20 protein-coding genes and 1 pseudogene are annotated in these 20,244 nt (G+C 43.0%); 12 read left to right on the top strand and 9 right to left on the bottom strand.

The features are described 5' to 3' along the window. Nucleotides 1-20 precede the first annotated feature (20 nt). Genes mnhG through ACVBIL_RS15815 form a run of 4 tightly spaced genes read right to left on the bottom strand, consistent with a single transcriptional unit; the run spans nt 21 to nt 1,693 of the window. Complete coding sequence (mnhG, locus tag ACVBIL_RS15830; RefSeq protein ID WP_447167926.1) at nt 21-362, bottom strand: monovalent cation/H(+) antiporter subunit G; 342 nt, start codon at nt 360-362, stop codon at nt 21-23. Further along, entirely contained in the window at nt 359-655 is a 297-nt protein-coding gene (locus ACVBIL_RS15825) for a monovalent cation/H+ antiporter complex subunit F (protein WP_447167925.1), read from the bottom strand. Before ACVBIL_RS15825 ends, mnhG begins: the two co-directional genes overlap by 4 nt. Then, nucleotides 649-1,236 carry a Na+/H+ antiporter subunit E gene (locus ACVBIL_RS15820; protein WP_447167924.1) on the bottom strand — a complete coding sequence of 196 codons (588 nt, stop codon included), beginning with the start codon at nt 1,234-1,236 and terminating at the stop codon, nt 649-651. The genes ACVBIL_RS15825 and ACVBIL_RS15820 overlap by 7 nt, the downstream gene beginning before the upstream one ends. Before the next feature lie 25 nt (nt 1,237-1,261). Then, nucleotides 1,262-1,693 (bottom strand): hypothetical protein, encoded by a 432-nt coding sequence (locus ACVBIL_RS15815; protein ID WP_447167923.1) that lies wholly within the window; start codon nt 1,691-1,693, stop codon nt 1,262-1,264. 509 nt (nt 1,694-2,202) lie between these two features. Between ACVBIL_RS15815 and ACVBIL_RS15810 the strand changes: the two are divergent. Continuing rightward, a pseudogene (locus ACVBIL_RS15810) lies at nt 2,203-2,364 on the top strand (IS5/IS1182 family transposase); the annotation flags it as partial. A 176-nt stretch (nt 2,365-2,540) separates the two neighbouring features. Here the strand turns inward: ACVBIL_RS15810 and ACVBIL_RS15805 are convergent. After that, the gene (locus ACVBIL_RS15805) at nt 2,541-2,975 is read right to left on the bottom strand and encodes a dCMP deaminase family protein (protein WP_012156491.1); all 435 of its coding nucleotides are present in this window, start codon (nt 2,973-2,975) and stop codon (nt 2,541-2,543) included. A gap of 229 nt (nt 2,976-3,204) precedes the next feature. On the opposite strand from ACVBIL_RS15805, the gene ACVBIL_RS15800 reads away from it, so the two are divergent. Continuing rightward, nucleotides 3,205-4,311, top strand: coding sequence for a M20/M25/M40 family metallo-hydrolase (locus ACVBIL_RS15800; protein ID WP_447167922.1), 1,107 nt, complete (start codon nt 3,205-3,207; stop codon nt 4,309-4,311). Nucleotides 4,312-4,381: 70 nt separating this feature from the next. Here the strand turns inward: ACVBIL_RS15800 and nhaD are convergent, their stop codons facing one another. The 3 genes from nhaD to ACVBIL_RS15785 form a co-directional block, all read right to left on the bottom strand. Then, nucleotides 4,382-5,809, bottom strand: a complete 1,428-nt coding sequence (nhaD, locus tag ACVBIL_RS15795; RefSeq protein ID WP_447167921.1) for a sodium:proton antiporter NhaD — start codon at nt 5,807-5,809, stop codon at nt 4,382-4,384. A gap of 423 nt (nt 5,810-6,232) precedes the next feature. After that, nucleotides 6,233-7,465: an NRAMP family divalent metal transporter gene (locus ACVBIL_RS15790; protein WP_447167920.1), complete on the bottom strand. Its 1,233-nt coding sequence runs from the start codon at nt 7,463-7,465 to the stop codon at nt 6,233-6,235. A gap of 358 nt (nt 7,466-7,823) precedes the next feature. Beyond that, entirely contained in the window at nt 7,824-8,300 is a 477-nt protein-coding gene (locus tag ACVBIL_RS15785; protein ID WP_447167919.1) for a glycine zipper 2TM domain-containing protein, read from the bottom strand. Between the two features lie 209 nt (nt 8,301-8,509). On the opposite strand from ACVBIL_RS15785, the gene ACVBIL_RS15780 reads away from it, so the two are divergent. Next, a complete protein-coding gene (locus tag ACVBIL_RS15780; RefSeq protein ID WP_447167918.1) occupies nt 8,510-9,274 on the top strand; it encodes a sulfite exporter TauE/SafE family protein in 765 nt (254 codons plus the stop codon). A 236-nt stretch (nt 9,275-9,510) separates the two neighbouring features. Here the strand turns inward: ACVBIL_RS15780 and ACVBIL_RS15775 are convergent, their stop codons facing one another. Further along, a complete protein-coding gene (locus tag ACVBIL_RS15775; protein WP_447167917.1) occupies nt 9,511-9,762 on the bottom strand; it encodes a hypothetical protein in 252 nt (83 codons plus the stop codon). A gap of 359 nt (nt 9,763-10,121) precedes the next feature. Between ACVBIL_RS15775 and ACVBIL_RS15770 the strand changes: the two genes are divergently transcribed. From ACVBIL_RS15770 to ACVBIL_RS15730, 9 genes are all read left to right on the top strand, one after another. Beyond that, the gene (locus ACVBIL_RS15770; RefSeq protein ID WP_447167916.1) at nt 10,122-10,676 is read left to right on the top strand and encodes a cysteine hydrolase family protein; all 555 of its coding nucleotides are present in this window, start codon (nt 10,122-10,124) and stop codon (nt 10,674-10,676) included. Between the two features lie 241 nt (nt 10,677-10,917). Next, the gene (locus ACVBIL_RS15765) at nt 10,918-12,234 is read left to right on the top strand and encodes a PqiA/YebS family transporter subunit (protein ID WP_447167915.1); all 1,317 of its coding nucleotides are present in this window, start codon (nt 10,918-10,920) and stop codon (nt 12,232-12,234) included. Further along, the gene (gene pqiB, locus ACVBIL_RS15760; RefSeq protein WP_447167914.1) at nt 12,231-13,883 is read left to right on the top strand and encodes an intermembrane transport protein PqiB; all 1,653 of its coding nucleotides are present in this window, start codon (nt 12,231-12,233) and stop codon (nt 13,881-13,883) included. The genes ACVBIL_RS15765 and pqiB overlap by 4 nt, the downstream gene beginning before the upstream one ends. Continuing rightward, a complete protein-coding gene (locus ACVBIL_RS15755) occupies nt 13,880-14,515 on the top strand; it encodes a PqiC family protein (RefSeq protein WP_447167913.1) in 636 nt (211 codons plus the stop codon). Before pqiB ends, ACVBIL_RS15755 begins: the two co-directional genes overlap by 4 nt. Before the next feature lie 347 nt (nt 14,516-14,862). Continuing rightward, nucleotides 14,863-15,255 carry a hypothetical protein gene (locus ACVBIL_RS15750; RefSeq protein WP_447167912.1) on the top strand — a complete coding sequence of 131 codons (393 nt, stop codon included), beginning with the start codon at nt 14,863-14,865 and terminating at the stop codon, nt 15,253-15,255. A 124-nt stretch (nt 15,256-15,379) separates the two neighbouring features. Further along, nucleotides 15,380-17,029 (top strand): phosphoethanolamine transferase, encoded by a 1,650-nt coding sequence (locus tag ACVBIL_RS15745; protein WP_447167911.1) that lies wholly within the window; start codon nt 15,380-15,382, stop codon nt 17,027-17,029. A gap of 192 nt (nt 17,030-17,221) precedes the next feature. Beyond that, nucleotides 17,222-17,470: a DUF3297 family protein gene (locus ACVBIL_RS15740; RefSeq protein ID WP_447160678.1), complete on the top strand. Its 249-nt coding sequence runs from the start codon at nt 17,222-17,224 to the stop codon at nt 17,468-17,470. A gap of 596 nt (nt 17,471-18,066) precedes the next feature. Then, nucleotides 18,067-19,182, top strand: a complete 1,116-nt coding sequence (locus ACVBIL_RS15735; protein WP_447167910.1) for an HlyD family secretion protein — start codon at nt 18,067-18,069, stop codon at nt 19,180-19,182. Continuing rightward, the gene (locus ACVBIL_RS15730) at nt 19,172-20,173 is read left to right on the top strand and encodes a DUF2955 domain-containing protein (protein WP_447167909.1); all 1,002 of its coding nucleotides are present in this window, start codon (nt 19,172-19,174) and stop codon (nt 20,171-20,173) included. Before ACVBIL_RS15735 ends, ACVBIL_RS15730 begins: the two co-directional genes overlap by 11 nt. Nucleotides 20,174-20,244 lie beyond the last annotated feature (71 nt).

Below are 20,244 nucleotides of genomic sequence, written 5' to 3'. Positions count from 1 at the left end.
GCTTAATAGAACGACATCAACTATGGTTTCGATGGCTTGCTCCCTCCCTTGTCGCTTGGCTCATAAAGCACGGGTTCTAAATTATTACGTAGAGCGGTTTTGGCTAGTGCATGACTTGCGGCTGGGTTAATTAATAGCGTAAACAGTAAGATCATTATCAACTTAAGCAGTACCAGTCCCGCAGGGTTTTGCAGCATTAGGCCTATGAGTATCATCCCTGCACCTAAGGTGTCGGTGACCCCGACCGCGTGCATGCGAGTATAAAAATCAGGGAAGCGTAAGATACCAATACCGCCAGAGAGACATAGAAAGCTACCGAGCAGCAAACATAATCCACTCGCTATTTCGAGTAAGAGGTTCATTGTTTACCCTCCTTGGTTGAGGTTTGGTCTTGATTGTGGTGATTGAACTCTACAGAGTCAGAAAAGCGCAGTACGCCGATAACACTGATAAAGTTAATCAGGGCGTATACGAGAGCGATATCTAAAAACTCGGGACGTCCCATTAAAAAGCCCAGCACCGAGATAAGTAGAACGGTTTTGGTGCCAAACATATTGAAGGCTAAGATCCGGTCGTATAGCGTTGGCCCCACGATGCAGCGAATGATTGCGAGGAGCATGACGACGAGAATGGCGATAGTGGCTGCAGTTAACATCTGTTTTCCAATTCAGTTACCCGGCGATCCATCTTGCCAGCTTTTAAGGTATCAATATTTTCTTTGCTCAATGCGTGGATGATGATGCGATCACCGACTAAGCCCACAGCTACAGTGCCCGGCGTTAAGGTAATGGAGTTGGCGTAGATAACCTTGCCAAGATCTGTGCGTTGAGTGGCGTCTATCGTGGCGAGCGTTGGGGAGATGCTGCTATTACCAAGCCAAATGTGTTTGACCACAGAAATATTGGCAATAATGATCTCTTTAGCTAGCCACAGCATATATCCGGGCATTTTTGCAGAAAGATGAATCGGCAGAGATTCGTGGTCGATCACATTCATCCTGTTTGCAATATATAGCACCAGCAGGATAGAAGCGGCCCCAAGGGACAGCAGCAGTGGGTTGCTGTAATTTGAGTTAATCCACCAAAAGAGCGACAGGATTAAGCAGAGGATTAGTACATGGCTCGGCAAAAACCTAGTGTTCTCTTCTGGCGTTAATTTATCGTCATTTAGACTCATTTTCTCGCCGTTACCAATAAGGTTATTGGGTTGGTTAAGTGACGGTTCATGCTGTGCCATTACATTCCACCTGTGATTTGGTTGCTTACGAACATGAGGATTCCACTTCGAGCGCATCGAAAATTTGAGAGTGTAGCAACGGCATCGATTCGATTGGATGTGATAAATGTCCAACGAGGCGCTCTGCTAAGTGCTCAATATTTTCATTCTTAGGCAAACATAATGGGATCGGTTGTTCTGTCGAGATATGATTTCCAACTCTGGTTCGATAGGCTCTATCTAAAAATACGCCAGATGTTTCACGTAAGACATAATTTGATTTTGTGGTTAACGAACCCGCTAGAAATCCCTGAATATAGTAAATACAAGAACTTGTATCGAGGTTTTCAGACGTATTCTTAAGCGCCATACAAGATTTAAGTACTGCTTGTTCTTCATTTGTAGGAACGATTGAGTCTGCAAGTAATGAAAAGGATAAGGTTACTGTTAATAGTATTGGTAACTGGCTGCGCTTCATTAAAACCTCATATTTATATGTTATTTTATTCGAGACTCATAAATGCATAGCAAGCAAAAATAGTCATATCTCACTGATAGGCTTTACATATTAACAACTACTTGGCGCTCAAATGCAACAAAATGTTTACCTGCTTGTTGTACTTACTTCTTATCTATCTATACGGTTGATTGTTATCTGCTTATAACTCATATTCTAATCTTGGGTATCATCATTTTTTGTCCCTAACAGTTAAGAGTAAATGACTAGCCAGTGTAAACTCGGATATTGCTGTTTTATTCATCGTAAATAACGAGGTGTCTTTGCATTCTATTGTTTTTGATGGGTTATTTGTTTGTGGCGAATGAAGGTTTGCTACTGTGGGGCAGATAATTAAGTTTTGATTTATGTTAAGTTAAGCTTGTTTGTGGTTTGTTTAAGCTTATTTTAAGTTTTGAGTTGGTCTAATTTATAAGTCAGGACGGCGTTGCTGCCTAAATCGAGGGAAGTATTTGGTTGGACGAATCTGCCATCAAGGATCGCTATCTGAGACAAGGATGTATCAGTATAAGCAACCCATCAGCCCTAAGTTGAGCTTGCGTGATTATTATGCACAAATCGGTGAAGCTCTGGTTGGTGTTAAAGCGATGAACAATGCCACCCTAATTGGAACCTCTGTGTATCTCAGTTAGCCATTTATTTTTAAGGTCTTTTAAACAGCGCGCTACAAATTAAAAAAATTAGCCTGACATAGAATCTTGAACGCCCTCTGAAAGATAGCAAAAGGACGCCATTCAGCGTCCTTTTTTAGCATGTTCAATAATAGATCTATTATACCAACGGCATTAAATATGTCATGCCATTGGTATTAGTCAGCCTGCATCCAATCGACCTTAACCCCGGCTTGGTCGAACATATCTTGGCTAATTTTAATCTTATCTGCCCAGCGTGATAAAAAGTCTTCGCTTGGTTGTGGGCTATGGACTGTGCTTAAGCCTGTTTGGATTATCTTGGCTGCACAGTTAGGGCAGGGAAAATGTGTCACCCAAATCTCGCAGCCGCTAAGGTCGCGCTTGGCATAGAGAATGGCATTCTCTTCAGCATGTAGGGTTTTTAGCAGCTTCATCTCGCGGTTGTCGGTTTCAGCGCTGTCAGAGATGCCGTGTGGGTAGCCGTTAAAACCTAGCGAAACGATTCGGTTATCTTCAGTTATCACTGCACCCACTTGAGTGGAGGGATCTTTACTCCAAGATGCAACGAGCTCGGCCATCTGTAAAAAACGTGTCGCCCATTTTGTCATCATCGAATTGAACCTCCTAAATCTTTACTATGAAATAAATCGCTTAAATTAGCCGTTATTCTCTATGCAGAACAATGATAAATCAACAAATAACCCGTGATTAGGGCATAACAGCTATCAGAGTTTGCACTTGGTGACTGTTTATCGCATTTCTTTGATATACCCCTGCGATCCCGCCCAACACTTGGGTTTATGATAATTGTCTATTTTGCACAACAGAAGTTGCTCACAGATGACTCGTATTAATCAAGCAAGGCTCGTTGAACATTTTATCTCACTGGTGAAAGTCGACAGTGAATCAGGCAATGAAAAAGCGGTGGCAGAGGTGCTAACAGAGCAACTCGGTCAGCTAGGTTTTGAGGTGACTCAGCTTGCTGTACCTGGCGAGATCACTAACGGTTTTAATCTCTATGGCAAGTTAACTGGCTCACTTGAAGGCAGTATCGTTTTCAGTAGCCATATGGACACAGTAACGCCGGGCATCGGCATTGAACCTATTATCGAAGACGGCATCATTCGCGCTAAAGGCGACACCATTCTAGGCGGCGATGACAAATCGGGTATTGCTGCGGTTCTGGAAGCTGTTCGCAGTATTCAAGAGCGCGGCGAAGCCCATAAAACCGTTGAAGTGGCCTTTACTGTATTTGAGGAGCGCGGCATGCACGGTGCTAAGCACTTTGATATCAGCAAGATAGAATCTAAACAGGCAATCGTACTCGATTCAGGCGGCCCAATAGGCACCATTATTACTACTGCGCCGGGGCAGCAAAGCCTGAAAGTGACCATTAAAGGCAAACCTGCTCATGCGGGACTCGAACCTGAAGCGGGGGTTAACGCGTTAACGGTTGCTGCCGATGCGATTAGCAAGATGCAGCTTAGTCGTATCGATGCTGAAACCACGGCTAACATTGGTGTAGTGCGCGGCGGTCAGGCAACTAACATTGTGATGCCTGAGCTTTATATCGAAGCTGAAGCTCGCTCACTCGATGATGACAAGCTAGCTAAGCAAGTGGCTCATATGGTGTCGACCTTTGAGGCTGCAGCAACTGAGCACGGTGCTAGCGTTGAGATTGAGTCAACTCGCTCTTATAACGCTTATCATATCTTAGACGATGACGCGCACGTGGTTGAAGTTAAAAATACGTTTGCAGCCATAGGTATTGACGCTATGACTAAGCCTACGGGGGGAGGTTCAGACGCCAATATCTTTAACGCGAATGGCTTAAAGACGGTTAATTTGTCGACGGGCATGTCGAAGGTGCACACCACAGATGAGTTCATTGCGGTAGCCGATTTGGCGGCAATTACTGAATTTGTTCACTGTTACCTAACTCGTTAATCACTGATTTTAGTGACATAAAATCTCGGCCTAGGCCGAGCTTTTACGGATGCAAATAGTAGGCTAAAGCTTAGAATAAGTCAGCGTTAAGCCATAAGTGACACAAGATACTTGCGGCATAACCTAGTGCAATGACTGGCATCCATTTTAGGTGGCCAAAGAAGGTGTATTTGCCGTGGGCTGCGCCCATGAGTGCTACACCAGCCGCTGAACCGATTGACAGCATACTGCCGCCCACGCCTGCGGTAAGAGTCACCAGTAACCAGTTGCCTAGGCTGAGTTCTGGTTGCATGGTAAGTACAGCAAACATCACTGGAATATTATCCACAATTGCCGATAGCACGCCGACCATCACGTTAGCCCAAACCGGGTCCCACTGGTTGTACATCACATCTGACACCATGCCGAGGTAACCCAGTAAACTTAAGCCACCGACACACATCACTACGCCATAGAAAAACAGTAAGGTGTCCCACTCGGCGTGAGATACACGTTTAAATACATCAAATGGCACCACTGAACCTAAGCGTTTTAGCGCGGCTTCATCTTTATTAGCCAAGGCAACGGCTTTCTTTTTCTCTAAAGAGCGCGGCAGGGTTTTTCGTAGGTAAAAACCAAAGAACTGTAAATAACCTAGGCCCATCATCATGCCGATAACTGGCGGGAAGTGGACTAAGGCGTGGAAGCTAACCGCGGTGGCAATGGTTAGAATAAATAGTGCGACAATTCGTTTGGCGCCACGTTTTAGCTCTACCTTTTCATTAGTGCAATCGGGCTTAGTTTTAGGTACGAAGAACGACATAATGATTGCTGGGATTAGGTAATTAACCAGCGATGGAATAAATAGGTCTGTGAACTCCATAAAGTTCACTAAGCCTGTTTGCCAGACCATCAAGGTGGTGATATCGCCAAATGGGCTGAATGCCCCGCCAGCATTAGCGGCGATGACGATATTGATACAGGCAATATTGATGAATTTAACATTGCTGCCACCGACCTTCATTACCACTGCGCACATTAACAATGCCGTGGTCAGGTTGTCGGCTATGGGGGAGATCACAAAGGATAGAAATCCTGTTAGCCAAAATAAGGTGCGGAAATTAAATCCCTTACTGACCATCCATGCCTGCAGACTATCAAACAGGCGCCTTTCTTCCATGGCGCTGATATAGGTCATTGCCACCAGTAAGAACAGCAATAGCTCAGAGTATTCCAGTAAATTATGCTCTAAGGCTTGTTTAGCTACTTCAATTTGGCCTTGTTGCTGATAGGCAAAACCTATCATTAGCCAGATAATACCTGCCGCTAACAGTACAGGCTTTGATTTACGTAGCTGTAAATACTCTTCTCCCATCACTAAACAATAAGCCAGAAAAAATATGATTAATGCTGCATAACCTACACCCGATTGTGTTAGATCCAATCCAGCGTCGCTGGCAAAGGCGGGTGTCGATAGTGCTAAGGATATTATGGCTAAAATTAGTTGACTGACTTTCATGTGACTTCTCGACTCCTTGAAGGCATTAAGTAGTTTTAGAGCAATGCGCTATCACCTCAATAAAATTGACAGCCTGCGCATTGTTAAGTGATGGTGTGGATTTTGTTGCGTATTTTAACGTGTTCGCAGTTAACAATACAGGTGTAATACATGGTTTATTGCTAGTACTTTAGTGTATGAACAAACTAAGGGTATGCCGTAGCGGGATATTCTGCTGACGCTAGTGTTTTAAGGGGGGTATTGACTAGTATTCGTTTGAAATGAAGCTTTTAAAAGTAGATTTGGTGACTAAGCCAGTTGACTAAGCCAGTTGACTAAGCCAGTTGACTAATCCAGTTGATAAAGGCGCGGTTTCGATTGACCGCGCCGGAATTAATTTGCCTCGATACTCTTAGCGACGAATAAGTTTAGCGACGAATAAGTTTAGCTGCCGATAAACGTAGCGACAAAGTTACCGACGTTACTGAAGCTTGCTATACCCATTCCTAACACTATCACAATCCCCATGATCGACAGGTAAAGCGGGTGCTTGTAATCACCGACAATATCTTTGCGGCGAGTGGCTATAAGCATAAATGCCAGTACTACAGGCAGAATAAGGCTGTTGATCAAGCCTGCCAACATCAACAATAGGATTGGCATGTCCATCATTACAGTGCCGATGCTAGTGAGTGCGATAAAGCCGATGCAGAAGTTTCTCTCGTTGCGCTCAACTACTGGGAATAGCGTTTTAATCAACGATGTCGCCATATAGGAGTTACCGACAACCGAGGTAATTGACGCTACAAATAACACTAAGCCAAAAATAAAATAACCTACATCGCCAGCGCCTTGTTTGAATGCATCGGCTGCGGGGTTATTAGCATCTAATACGCCCCCTGCTGCAATTACGCCAAATACTGCTAGGAAGAGTAAAATACGGATCACCACCGCAATGGAGATGCCAGCCCATGCCGCAGATTTAATTGCACCAATCTGTGCCTGTCCTTTTAGACCTATGTCTACCAATCTCTGTGCGCCAGTGTAGTAACCACCAACGGCTCCACCAACGATAGTCAACGTCGGCAACAGCATATTGCTAATATCCATCGGTATGACGGCGGCGGTTAAGGTTTCGGCCATTGGTGGCAGGCTCGTCATAGCGACGTAAGCGATTAAAATAATCATAAACAGGCCTAGGTAGCGGGCCATTTGATCCATGCGTTTAGATGCATTGTGAACCACAAACAGTAAACCACTGACTACGCCGGTGAACAGTGCGCCCCAAGTGGTATCAACACCTGTGAGCACGTTAATCCCCAGCGCAGCACCACTGACGTTGCCAAAGTTAAATGCCACCGCGCCCAGTGCCAGTAAAATACCGATAAAGTAACCAGCACCTGGAGCAATTTTATTGGCAATATCTTGAATACGCAGACCAGATACACCGACGATGCGCCATAGGTTCATCACTATCGCGAAGGTGATAAACATGGATGCAAACACAGGAAAGGCCATGTCTATCTTGTAAATATTGGTAAAAACAGCGGTTTGGGTTAGAAATCCTGGGCCAACAGAGGTTGTCGCCATTAAAAAGGCCACACTAAGAATCGCTTTGTTGTTCCAAGCTGGAGGTGGTGAAGTTATCGCTGAGGTATTGGCTGTTTGGCTGATCATGCTGCTCTCAAAAGTAGTTGTCTCTCAATTTATAAAAATAGAGAGGCAACTGACCGAGATCAGCTGACATAAAGCAAAAACGTGGAATAGAACTGGCCGCAGCGGACCATGTTTTTGCTGGGGGCGGATATTAATGACTCGGTAAAAACAAGTCAACTATTTAGTGAGCAATTTCAGACAGCTAGCCAGTTATTTTATTATCGAGTTGGTCATTTTAATTTAAATATAAGCTTATAACGGAAGAAACCAACCATAGCCGCCATCTTTAATGGCATGCTTTGTCGCTCTTATTAAGCTTTAGGCATTGCGGAAGTAGGGCGTTGCTATGCCTCGCGCTAGAGGTATAGCAACTCGTTTATCAACGTGGCTCTACTCTTGCCGTATTACCATCGACATTAATTTGTACAGCTTCACCTTGTTGGAAAATCATGTTTGGATTAACTTCTTGAACAATAGAAATAACGCGTCCATCATCCAAGCGAATCGTCAGGTTTACGCCATTGCGTTCACCTGTTTTATCTGCGATTTCGCTACCAGCGTATCCACCAGCGACACTACCACCAATCGCCGCAATATCCGATCCCGCTCCGCCGCCAATCTCGGAGCCTAGGATCCCTCCTATTGCTGCGCCAGCAATCATTGCTATAACGTTTGTTTTATCTGATTCTGCAATCGTCACCGGTTCAGCTTTGACTATCGTGCCGTAATACACCTGCCCAATTGTTTGTGTTTCTGCTGCGCTGTAAGCGTCCCCATACGGGTTGGGGCTGGTGCATCCCGCTATAGTCGCAAGCGACATAGTGAGTAGAACTGCCAAGTTGATTTTTTTTGTCATGGGAACTCCAAAGCCTAGAGGCGATACAAAAGTATAGGATCGCCGAGACGGTTTTGCTGTGGAGACAAGGCTGAGCGCGCATTATTTGCACCGAGTATTAATTATATAAGGAAAACTGTTACTTACTCCGCATTAAAGTTTCTAAGTCCTTATGCTCAATCGCTATTTTTTGACTACGCTTGTATCAAATGACTAAAGGAGACATGGCTGTGTCTATTACTGAATATCTGTATTTGGGCATGATTGCGATTATAAGCGGTATCGCGCAGGCGACAGTCGGTGGCGGCGGACTATTGCAACTACCGGCATTATTTAATGCTATGCCAGGCGTCGCTATTCCAATTGTGATTGGTACCAACAAGCTAGCGATGCTGGCAAGTGGTGTTAATAATGTTAGGCGCTATGCATTTTCAATGGATTTACCTTGGCGCTTAATTGTCCCTGCCATCATAAGTGGCTGTATATTTGCTTTTATTGGCTCCTCCTTGCTAGATGATGTGTCAGAGTCTTGGTTTAAGCCTATTTTATTAGTGATTATGATTGCACTAGCTATCTATACCTTCCGTAATAAAGAGATGGGAGAGAAGACCGTTGAACCATTGTTTCACCACCACCAAAGGGGAGTGAGTGCGGTAATGGGAGCCATGCTTGGCTTCTATCAAGGCATGTTTGGTCCTGCAACGTTAACCTTTATCATACTCGGTAATATTCGTGCCTTTGGTATGGATTTTCTTCATGCGATGGCGTCATCACAAGTGTTATCAACCTTGTTTAATGTCAGTGCGTTAGTTTGGTTTATCAGTCATGGGTATTTTGATATTAAACTGGCGTTAATTATGATGCTTGGCACTCTTATTGGCTCGCAAATAGGTACACGCATAGCGTTGAAGGGAGGCAATAAAGTTATCAAAATTCTGTTTGTTATGATGTTACTGATTGAGATTGGCCGTTACTCTTGGGCTCTTTTTCTATGAGTTCAGTAAGCTGGTGGCCTAGCGTTTACGTTTTTGTTCGATATGGATTTAGCTTTAGTGAGTTAAGAAAGGCTGCCATTAACCGTCATATAGGCATAACTTACTTATAAGACTCTGGGTTATTGTCGTTCAATAGCGGCTTGTTATTTCTTCAGGTGTTACATATTTTTTTGTTGTAAGCATGGCAATAAGAATAACTTACTACCATGTCAGCTTACGAACATGACTAATATTTATTAGTCTTTATGGCCTGTTGGATTTCCACCATGTTGAGTGTGAGGATGGCTTTTTTCATGATCTCGCGTTTGATGATGATCTTTATTGTGCTTATGTTCATGCTGATCGTCGTACTTATCGCCGTCGTTGTACTTACGTTCCATACGCTCATGTTCAAATTCTGCAGTATGTTGATGGCCATGATCATGACCGTGGTTATGGGCTTGGTGATCTTTGTTCTTTGTCTCATCGTGATTGGATTTGTTACTCATTATTACACCTATAAAGTAGATAACTCACAGTTGATGAGTCTAGGTTGCGCTTAAGCTAAAAGCAAAATTGTGACATGGATCAACTTTAATTGAGGGAGGGTATTAATTAAAAATCATCAATATTTTATCTTACAAGAACAAACACGCATCACGCCTCTTTTGGGGATCCTTCAAGCTGGTTTATCTACGCATCACTTCTTGGTTATTGTCGGGTTAAGTTTATCGATTTGGCATTGGCATTGGCATGGCCTTGGCAAGACCTAAAGCAAGTAGGTCAATATGCAAAAGTGATTACTCCAAGTGTTGCTATACTTTTCTCACACGACTTCTTTACACTCAGCATCGCAGAGAAACGATAGATGGCTATTACCAAACTTGATGACAACACCGCGCTTATTGTAATTGACTTGCAGTATGGGATTGTTGCTCTGCCAGAACCTCAAGCTGTACAGCGGGTTATTAACAACGCTAATCGCTTGATTGAAGCTTTTCATCATCGTCATTGGCCTGTTGTACTGGTTAATGTTTCTGGTCGTCCCAGTGGGCGAACAGATCAAGCACCTAGCTCCGGTGGCGCTCAAGATAACGGGTCAACACTCATTGATGATTTAATCAGGTATAAAGAGCAGTTATTGATCACCAAGCGAACTTGGGGGGCATTTAGCCATACGGATCTGCATGTAAAACTGCAGGGATTAGGCGTAACACAAGTTGTTATTGTCGGCATTGCTACCAGTATGGGAGTCGAGTCTACTGCAATGCAGGCCTATGAACTTGGCTACAACGTAACACTATGCACCGATGCAATGACGGATGTGTCACCGGATAACCATACACATGCCATAAGGGCGACTTTCCCTAAGCTGGCAGAAACGGGCATAACTGAGGAGGTTTTGACTAAAATCACGCGGTAGTGGTGTATTCCCCACATATTCAAGGCTTTTTATGGGCAGGTTACCGTATTTGAAGAGCCCCCCATTAAGTAAAGCCAAACATTGGCCCCACTTATCAAGTGGCCATATTTGAGCCTCTGCCTATAATCAAAGTGCTACTTAATTTATTGACTTGAGTATTGTTATGCTGAGTTGTAAACTTTTTGCCTAGACTTTTCCTGCCGCTCAAGTCAAAACACCTTAATTAGGTTTGATTAACTATATGGTCATTAAGAAAGATGAAAACAATAGTTTAGATGAAACTGATGTTTGCCATGAGTGTGATCTTACCGTATTGATCCCCAGATTAGCCGTAAACCAAAAAGCGCTTTGCCCACGTTGTGGTTACCTTTTGACCGCTAACCGCACAAACTCTTTAGAGCGTGTGTTTGCATTTTCCATTTCTGCTTTAATTTTTTTATTACTATCATTTCCATTTGGGTTTATTTCATTTGAATATAATGGTCTGGGAGATAGCATTAAGCTCTTGGACAGTGTGAGTATTCTTGTTGATAATGGTTATGCTTGGCTTGCCATTATCGAAGTTATTAGCGTGTTTATTATTCCTAGTGTTATTTTGATGTCTCTTAGCTATTTAGTCTTTTTTCTCAGGCAAGGTCGCTATCCTGTTAACGGGCTTATGCTCACAAGATTCATATTCAAATTGATCCCCTGGAATATGGTTGAAATATTTTTAATCGGCACCTTAGTGAGCTTTGTGAAAATTATTTCGATAGCAGAAATTGGTTTGGGCACGTCCTATTTTGCATTCATCTTATTTTCACTTTCAATGACAGCGGCATTATTACACTTGGATAAAAGAGTATTTTATCAAGCGATAGCCATGAGCTTAACAGCAAAAGCACTGCCGCAAGTGGTAGAGTCCGCTGCAGCTAAGTCTGTTAAAGCTGAGTCAGTTAAAGCTAAACAAATAGAGTTAACGCTGGTGGAGTCAGAGTTAGTGGGATCAGAATTAGTGGGGGCAAAATTAGACGCGCCAGAGGCTGGGAGCCAAGTAAAAAGTGGCCGCGATAAACAACAAGCTAACAGCCTATCAATCCAAAAAACCTGGGCATTTATTATTACTTCAATTTTGCTGTATATCCCAGCTAACTTATTGCCAATAATGAACACTGAGTTTTTAGGTCAGAGTGAGCCCAATACCATCATCGGTGGTGTGTTATTACTCTGGCAAGAGAAGTCATATCCTATTGCGATAGTGGTGTTTATTGCTAGCATCATGGTCCCGATAACCAAAATTGTCATCCTTATCTGGTTAAACTACAGCGTGCAAACTCACTCTGGTCAGTTAGATCATCAACGTATATTTTTGTACCGCGCAGCAGAGTTTATTGGTCGCTGGTCTATGATGGATATATTTGTGGTGATTACACTAACCAGTTTGGTTCAGCTTGGGAATACTATAAGCATTATACCTGGGCCCGCTAGCCTAGCTTTCTCTGCTGTCGTGATCATGACGATGTTGGCTGCAATGAGCTTTGAGCCGAAATTAATTTATAACGAGTATCAACATTTATGAAATCACAACAGCCCCTTGATGCAGAGATTAAAACGGTGAAAACAATCTCTAAGGTTTGGTTCGTACCTATAGTCGCGCTGTTGATTGGTGGCTGGATGGTGTATTACCACCTCAGTAACCAAGGTCCGGCTGTGACCATTTTGTTTAATTCGGCAGAGGGGATGGAAGCTGGAAAAACAAAAATAAAATCCAGGTCAGTCACTATTGGTCAGGTGGAAACCATTAAGCTCAATGAGCAAGATGATGGCGTTATTGTGACAGTAAGAATGTCAAACAATACTGAAAAAATGCTGGTGAAAGACAGTAAATTTTGGGTGGTGAGCCCTCAAATTGCCCTGTCAGGGGTCACGGGCTTAGATACATTAATATCCGGTGTGTATATTGAACTTTCGCCGGGCTTATCTGAGCAACGTAGCAAAGAATTTACCGCGCTAAATTCTCCGCCGATAACCCCCAAGGGAACGCCTGGCTTACATGTCACATTAAACAGTGATAAGCAGTTTGCTTATTCGCAGGGCGACCCGATTATTTATAAAGGCTTAACCGTCGGTAAAATTGAAGAGGTGCACTTTAATATTAAAGATCGCGCCGTCTATTACAATGCATTTATTCATGCGCCATATCATGAGCTACTCACAAGTAACACCCGATTTTGGGATGCCAGCGGTTTAGTTGTCGACCTCAATGCCGAGGGGATTTCACTTAAAACAGGCAGTATTCAAACCATATTAACGAATGGGGTGACCTTTGGCATACCGAAGGGGATGCCATTAGGCGCTAAAATTCCCGATCTCGACTCCTTTGAAGTTTATTCTGATTATCAAGGGGCGAGTAATGCGCGCTATAAATACTCATTAGAATATGTGATGTTAGTGAGTGATACGATTCGAGGTTTAAGTGTCGGTGCACCAGTTGAGTATCGTGGCGTGACTGTCGGCGAGGTGTCTTCGGTTGAGTTAATCACGACAGATCCAAGCGCTTTGTACAGTGATAATGTTCGAATTCCGGTGCTCCTCAGTATTCAGCCGGGGCGAATTGGCTTACCTGATAATGAGCAAGGTGTTGCCTTGATGAAGCAGCATAATACGCTCTGGATCCAAGAGGGATTAAGGGCCAGCTTAAAAACAGGCAGCTTACTAACAGGAAGCATGTTTGTTGAATTGCAGCATTTTGATTTACCACGAATCGAGAAGCTTGAAACCTATAAGAAGTATTCTGTGATCCCAACGGTTAAAGACCAGTATTCACAACTAATTGATAAGGTTGAGCTGTTTGTCGATAATCTGAATGGGTTACCGTTAGATGAGATGACAAGTAATGCTAATGTCACATTAGTTAATGCTGCAAGTCTGCTTAGCGAGCTGCAGCATACGAGCCAAAATCTAAATAAGCTCTTGGTCAGTGCTGAGCAACAAGGTTTAGTTAAGCAGTTAAGAGTTGCATTAGAGAGTTTTGCTACGCTGAGTCAGGATTTCTCTTCAGGATCTCAAGGCTATGAGCAGTTGCAGCAAGCGATGAAGAGTATTTCAGATGTGATGTATGAGCTTAAGCCTTTACTAGAGCAGTTAAAGCATAAGCCAAATGGGCTCATATTTGATTCTGGCAGCCAAGACGAAGAACCCAAAAAATATTCAGAGGTTAACCAATGAGACTCATTTTAATCAGTTTAATCGGCGTAGCCTTGTTTCTTACTGGCTGCAGTTCAGCGTCAAACACCAGCAGTTATTACTTATTAAATAGCCACACGTCAGCTGGCGTTACGGCACCTGACTTAAGTAAGCGCGCTGAAGCAAGTAAGGTCGGTGAGCTAAGTGAAAAAGCCAAGGTTGAGCTTACGGTGCAATTGGCTGAATACTTAAACTCGCCTTATATTGTGATGCAAATTAATCAGCACAAACTAAACTATGCCAGTTTTCATATGTGGGCGGAACCATTAGCCGATGAAACCTTAAAAGCGTTACAGCTTGATTTGAATGCTTTAAGCAACACGCTCAAATTTGTCAGCAAAGCAAAAGCGAGCGAGACCAATAAGCAAGCCCATCTATCAATCCAAATCGATTATTTTTACGTGACAGCACAATCTAAGGTGGTGTTGTCTGGGCGCTATCAATATAACAGCAGCTCTGAAATGGAAACTGAATCAAAGAGGGCTCAAAGTATTGAGCAAGCTTTCACCTTTGAGGAGCCATTAGAAGCAGACGGGTACTCGCAATCTGTTACCCAGATGAGAAGCTTGCTGTTAACACTCGCTAAGCAAATCACGGCTAATACCGCATACTAAATATCACATATTAATCGTGATGAGGGCAGTGCTTGAGAGGCCTGCCAATGTTACTTACTAATGTTTTTACCGTAGTTTTTAATATGAGTTTCTAGCATAGTTTCTAGAACCTAAAAGCTCGGCCTAAGCCGAGCCTTATCATGTGCAGGTTAATACACAAACCTCAAAACAGATGACTGTTGAGCATAAGGTGGCACACAATACCTGCCGCATCCCCTAATGCAATAACTGGCATCCATTTTATGTGCCCTCCCTATTTGTGTAACAAAATTCAATCTACTTATCAGCTGCTACACTGTACACAGAGCATAAAATGACAAAACAAACAGACGATAAAGAGAATGATAATGCTACGAATTGTATTCATATTGGGCCTGTTACTATTTTCCTCCGATACTAAGGCGCAGGGTAATAACAGCTTTAGTAGTGAGGTGAGCCATTTTGCCGGAGGCATGGTCGCGGCAGGAGCAATGGTGGTTGTAAGCGATTACTACTGGCCTGAACAGAATCGTGCTTGGGTGGGTTTTACCGTTAGTGCTGTCGCTGGCGGCTTGGCGGAGCTATATCAATACAGTCGTGATGAAAATACGGCTGAAAATGCATTGTTAGACGCTGCATCACATGCACTTGGCTCTGCCGTCGGTGCATATATAACTGATCAGTATATTTTGTCGCCGGTTATTAGAGTAGATGAAGGTAAAGGCACTTTTGTGGGGCTAAGAGCTTCATTTGTTTTTTAAACTTTTAATATCTTAATCTTTTAATACTTGAATCTCGTGGAGGTATTGTGACTTTAAGAAGGAGCTTGAGTGGTAAAAGGTTAGAACAATATCTCTATTCTTTCTATAGGTAACGGGATGTTATATGACTCTTGCTTTCAATAAAGCGTTCCGTTCCGGCGTATCCTACGCATTTTTTAGCTTTGCTCTGGCACTGTATTTTTCATTAGTTATTAATATCCCTATTTATGCTGAATTATATAAAGTATTAAATCAAATTGATGGTGTTAAGTTTGGTTTTGTTGTTTCATTGCCGGTATTTTTTTGCTCAGCGTTAGTGTTTCTTTTCAACTTACTGAGTTGGCCAATTGTAGCTAAGCCATTCTTTATTATCTTATTAATACTTTCCAGCATGGTGAGTTACGCCGGTTATAATTATGGCGCGCTATTTGACTACAATATGATAGTTAATATCGCGGAAACAGATACCAGTGAGGCAGGGTCTTACCTTAGCGCTTACTCAACGCTTTGGGTATTGTTGATGGGGATCATACCTGCACTGATTGTGTTCATGGTGCCTGTAGGAATAAAGCAAAGCCCAGCGAAAATGTTAATGATGAAATTAACCTCTATGCTGCTGTCATTAATGGTTATCGCGGTCATTGCAGCACTTTACTACCAAGACTACTCATCTGTTGGGCGTAACAATCGCTATCTGAAAAAGTTAGTGATCCCGACGCAGTTTGTTTACAGTTCAGTTGGATATATTAAAGACACTTATTTTTCTGAGCCTATCGTGTATCGCCCAATTGGCTTAGATGCCAAGCAGGCTGATTCAGCGCTTATCATGGCCGAAACCAAACCGACATTAACGGTGCTGATTATCGGTGAAACTGCCCGTTCGCAAAATATTGAACTTAACGGTTACCCGCGAAAAACGAATGAATATACCCGTGGGCTTGATATCATTTCATTCCAAAACGTAAGTTCATGTGGCACAGCAACAGCGGTTTCTGTTCCCTGTATGTTTTCTAATATGACTCGAAAAGAGTTCAATCGCAGTATTGCTGATAACCAAGATAATTTGTTAGATGTGTTAAAGCGTGCTGGTATTTCATTATTGTGGAAGGAAAATGATGGCGGTGATAAAAACGTTGCAGCCCGTATTGATAAGGTCACCATAGAACGTGCCGACATTAACGAGTTTTGCGATGGGACCACATGTTTCGACATGGCCTTATTAGATACATTTGAGCAAGATATAAGCTCTCTTAATGGTAATCGAATGATTGTGCTTCATCTTATAGGAAGCCATGGGCCAACCTATTACAAACGTTACCCTGAACAGATGAAAACGTTTGCCCCTGATTGCCCCAGAAGCGATATTGAAAACTGCTCCATAGAAGAAATTGTTAACACATACGACAATACTATTTTGTACACAGACTATGTGCTCAGTAATACGATTGCCACGTTAATAAAGCTAGAGAAAAACTATAATACAGCACTTATTTACATATCAGATCACGGAGAGTCCCTTGGTGAGAATGGCATGTTTTTACATGGTATGCCGTATCGTTTTGCCCCTGACTATCAAACTCAAGTGCCTCTAATGCTTTGGATGTCACCTGGCTTTAAAGAGTCAAAAAATATTAATGCAGCCTGTTTAGAAAAAGCGGCTAAGAGTCATCCATATTCACACGATAACCTTTTCCATTCGGTGCTAGGCATGATGGAGGTAGAAACCCGTGAGTACCAAAGCAGTTTAGATATATTTAGTCAGTGTAAACAGTAGGTCGGCTTTTGCCTTTGCAAGCTAGGTGAGCGTTAGAGGCGTTGTAGTGCGAGAGAGCGAAGCGATAAGCTTTCTTGAATATGAGTGAGAGTCCACTAACATTTATTGCAACCGCTATTGAGCGTTAGGCCTGTATTGCCTACAATAGCGAACTTTTTATTTACTGCAATTTTATTACTACAGGCCAGGATTATGACTGACACTACATCGCAACCGACTTTACCTGATCGTCTTTCTGTTAACCCACGTAGCCCGCATCATGTGGAAGCTATTTTTGAGCACGATATCGGTATCAAGGTTAACGGTAAAGAGCGTTTTGATGTTGAAGAATACTGCATCAGCGAAGGCTGGGTAAAAGTTCCATCACACAAGGCCTTAGACCGTCGCGGTCAACCGCTGATGGTTACCGTTAAGGGTGAGGTTGAAGCGTTTTATAAATAAGCGCAAGCAACTGCCCATCATATTGGGCTGAGATGTTGAGCCTTGTCTTTAATTAAAACATTAGTTTACTGATGTTTTAAGCGGCAAGGCTTTTTGTCATTTATGGGCACCTAACATAATATAGCCTCTTAACTTATTTAGCCTCTCCCTACTGCAACATTGTCTTCAATATTGCGCTCTGCAGCGACAAGATAGTATTTATTCAAATCTCCATCTCAACCTAAACCTTAATCTCAACCTCAATCTGAAACTCAATACCAGTACCCGTCTAGAACTCAATATAAACAGGCATTAACCATTGCGTCTGCCCTTAGCCGATCACAGCACGCTGACATAATCTGATGGGGGTAACGGCCACTTTTAGTTAGATATCAATGCTTATGGCTTATGGCTTATGGGTTATGGGGATGGACATTTTTTACACCTTACTTTGCATCTTATAGTAACTACTTTTACTTCTCTTCACTTCAGCTAGGCTAATGTTGAACTATATTTCAAATAGGCTCATTTACCTATGCTTACCATTTCCGCTTCAGCGGCTCAGCTATGGGTGTATCGGCTAGACCAATCTCCTCATACAATAAAGATGAAGAATTATGCCAACAAATAAAGATACAGCAGAAGGCGCTTCCGAAAATACTCAGGAAAAAACGGTTGCCTCTTCTAAGCGAGTCACGTGGATTTTATTAGTTATGGTATTTTTACTGTGGATTTATACGCTGTGGGCTGATCGTGTGACTCCCATGAATAATCACGCCAGAATTAACGCTCAATTGATCCAAATCACTCCTCAAGTCTCCGCTGATATTTACAAGGTATCTGTGGTCAATAATGCAGAGGTCAGTCAGGGGCAAGCCCTAGTTGAATTAGACAATGCGCCTTTTTTACTAAAAGTTACCGCAGCTCGTCTGCACTTGCAGCAAACGAGTTTGTCATTAGGGGCGGATTCGGCGGGGATCCAAGAGGCTCAAGCCAACTTAGTGGCTAGCCAAATAAAACGTGACAATGCCTATAAACATACTCAGCGAATGACGGCGTTAGGCCGCACTGGGGTGATCAGCAAACAATCTTTAGATGACAGTCAAGATCAGCTTAAAGATGCCGAAGCAATGGTCGTGCAAGCTAAGGCTGCGCTTGAACGCTCAAAAAAAGCCCTTGGACCAAAAGGAGAAAATAATCCTCAACTACAAAGCGCGCTAAATCAGCTCCATCAAGCGCTACTTGAGGAGTCATATTGTCACCTGCAAGCACCTGGCGATGGTGTGATTACTCACCTTAATTTGGCTGCGGGGAACTTTGCCGTAGCGGGCCACCCTTTAATTACCTTTATCAATAACAAGCACACTTGGATCACCGCGATGCTGAGGGAGAACTCGCTCATTTATCTGAAACCGGGTACTCCAGTTAAAATCGTATTTGATGCCTATCCCGGCCAAACCTTTCGTGGTGAGGTGCAATCTATAGGTTGGGGCAGCAGTGGTAATGGCAATTTACAAACTGATCAAACGACGGGATTATTGATCTCTCCTGATGGCTTGCAACACTCGCAACGTTTTCCGGTCAATATCAATCTCGGACCAGAGGCCAGTGCCTTACCGCAGCGTTATGGCGCTCGAGCCATGATAAGTTTTTATCCTGGGCAGTCGACGATGGGTGAAACGCTGCTGGATATATGGACTTGGACTTGGAGCTACTTATCCTATGTTTCATAGCCGAGCTAATGCGCTGATAAGATTGGCTGTATTTCCTGTTTTATTATTATATTGGCAGGATTTTTACGGTACTCGTCTACCACTACTCGGGCCCGCTTTGGTGGCGGTTTTATTTTGCATCAGTTCACAAATGCCATCTGCAAAAATGATTTTAAAGCTAGGTGTCATCTTGTTTGTCAGTACTTGGCTACAGGGTAAAATCAGCCTATACCTATTTGATGATCCATTAATCTATTATCTGTTACTGTTTGTTACCTTCTATTGGTGCATGCAAAGAGCGCGTGAAAACCCAGCGGATATCGTATCTTCGTTTATGCTGCTTTCTTTGGTGTTAGTGACGGTATTTAGCCGCCAAAAAGGGCTTGATATCACTCAACTGCCTAAAGGACTATTTTTAGAGCTTATCTATGCCGGTTTCACGGTCTGTATAGCCTTTCTATTATTTCCTGGCGGTGAGGTTATCGCGACAACTCAAACCGTTCCAGAGGGGGCGGCGCAGACGGAGATTTGGCACCTTTTGTTTAAAGCCGCTTGCTCATTTATTTTTTTGTGGGTCTTTATCGACTTAAACTTATCTCAAGCGGCACTTATGGCGATCACTTTAACGAATGTGATTAAGGACCCTAACCCGATGAAGGGGGTAAGCTATGGTATTAACCGTCTTATCATGAACAGCGTCGGCTTGTTGTTTGCTTTACCTCCGTTGTTGGCTGCAGCCTTTGAAGTTAACATTGTTGTGCAGCTAGGCGTCGCTATCGTTTGTGCCATGTTGATGGGGATTTATGCGATGAAAAAACAAGCCAGTAACAATAATTTTCAAGTCTTATATTGTGGCTATGTGATTTTGCTTTATAAAGGCATTACTGAGAGTGGGGGTAATGCACTGCATAACGATTTTATTCGTATTGGGTCTATTTTATTTTCGGTGATGCTGGGTTTGATTATATTGCAGCTAATTCAACCTCAGACTAAAACCGAGCAAGTATCTTAGCTAGTCATATAGCGCCTATCCATTCGCCCTATGTCATTCTCGGCATTAACTTGGTCGCTAAGTCCGTTATT

Source organism: Shewanella sp. 125m-7 (assembly GCF_052977045.1).
This window is presented reverse-complemented; position numbering and strand designations above follow the sequence as displayed.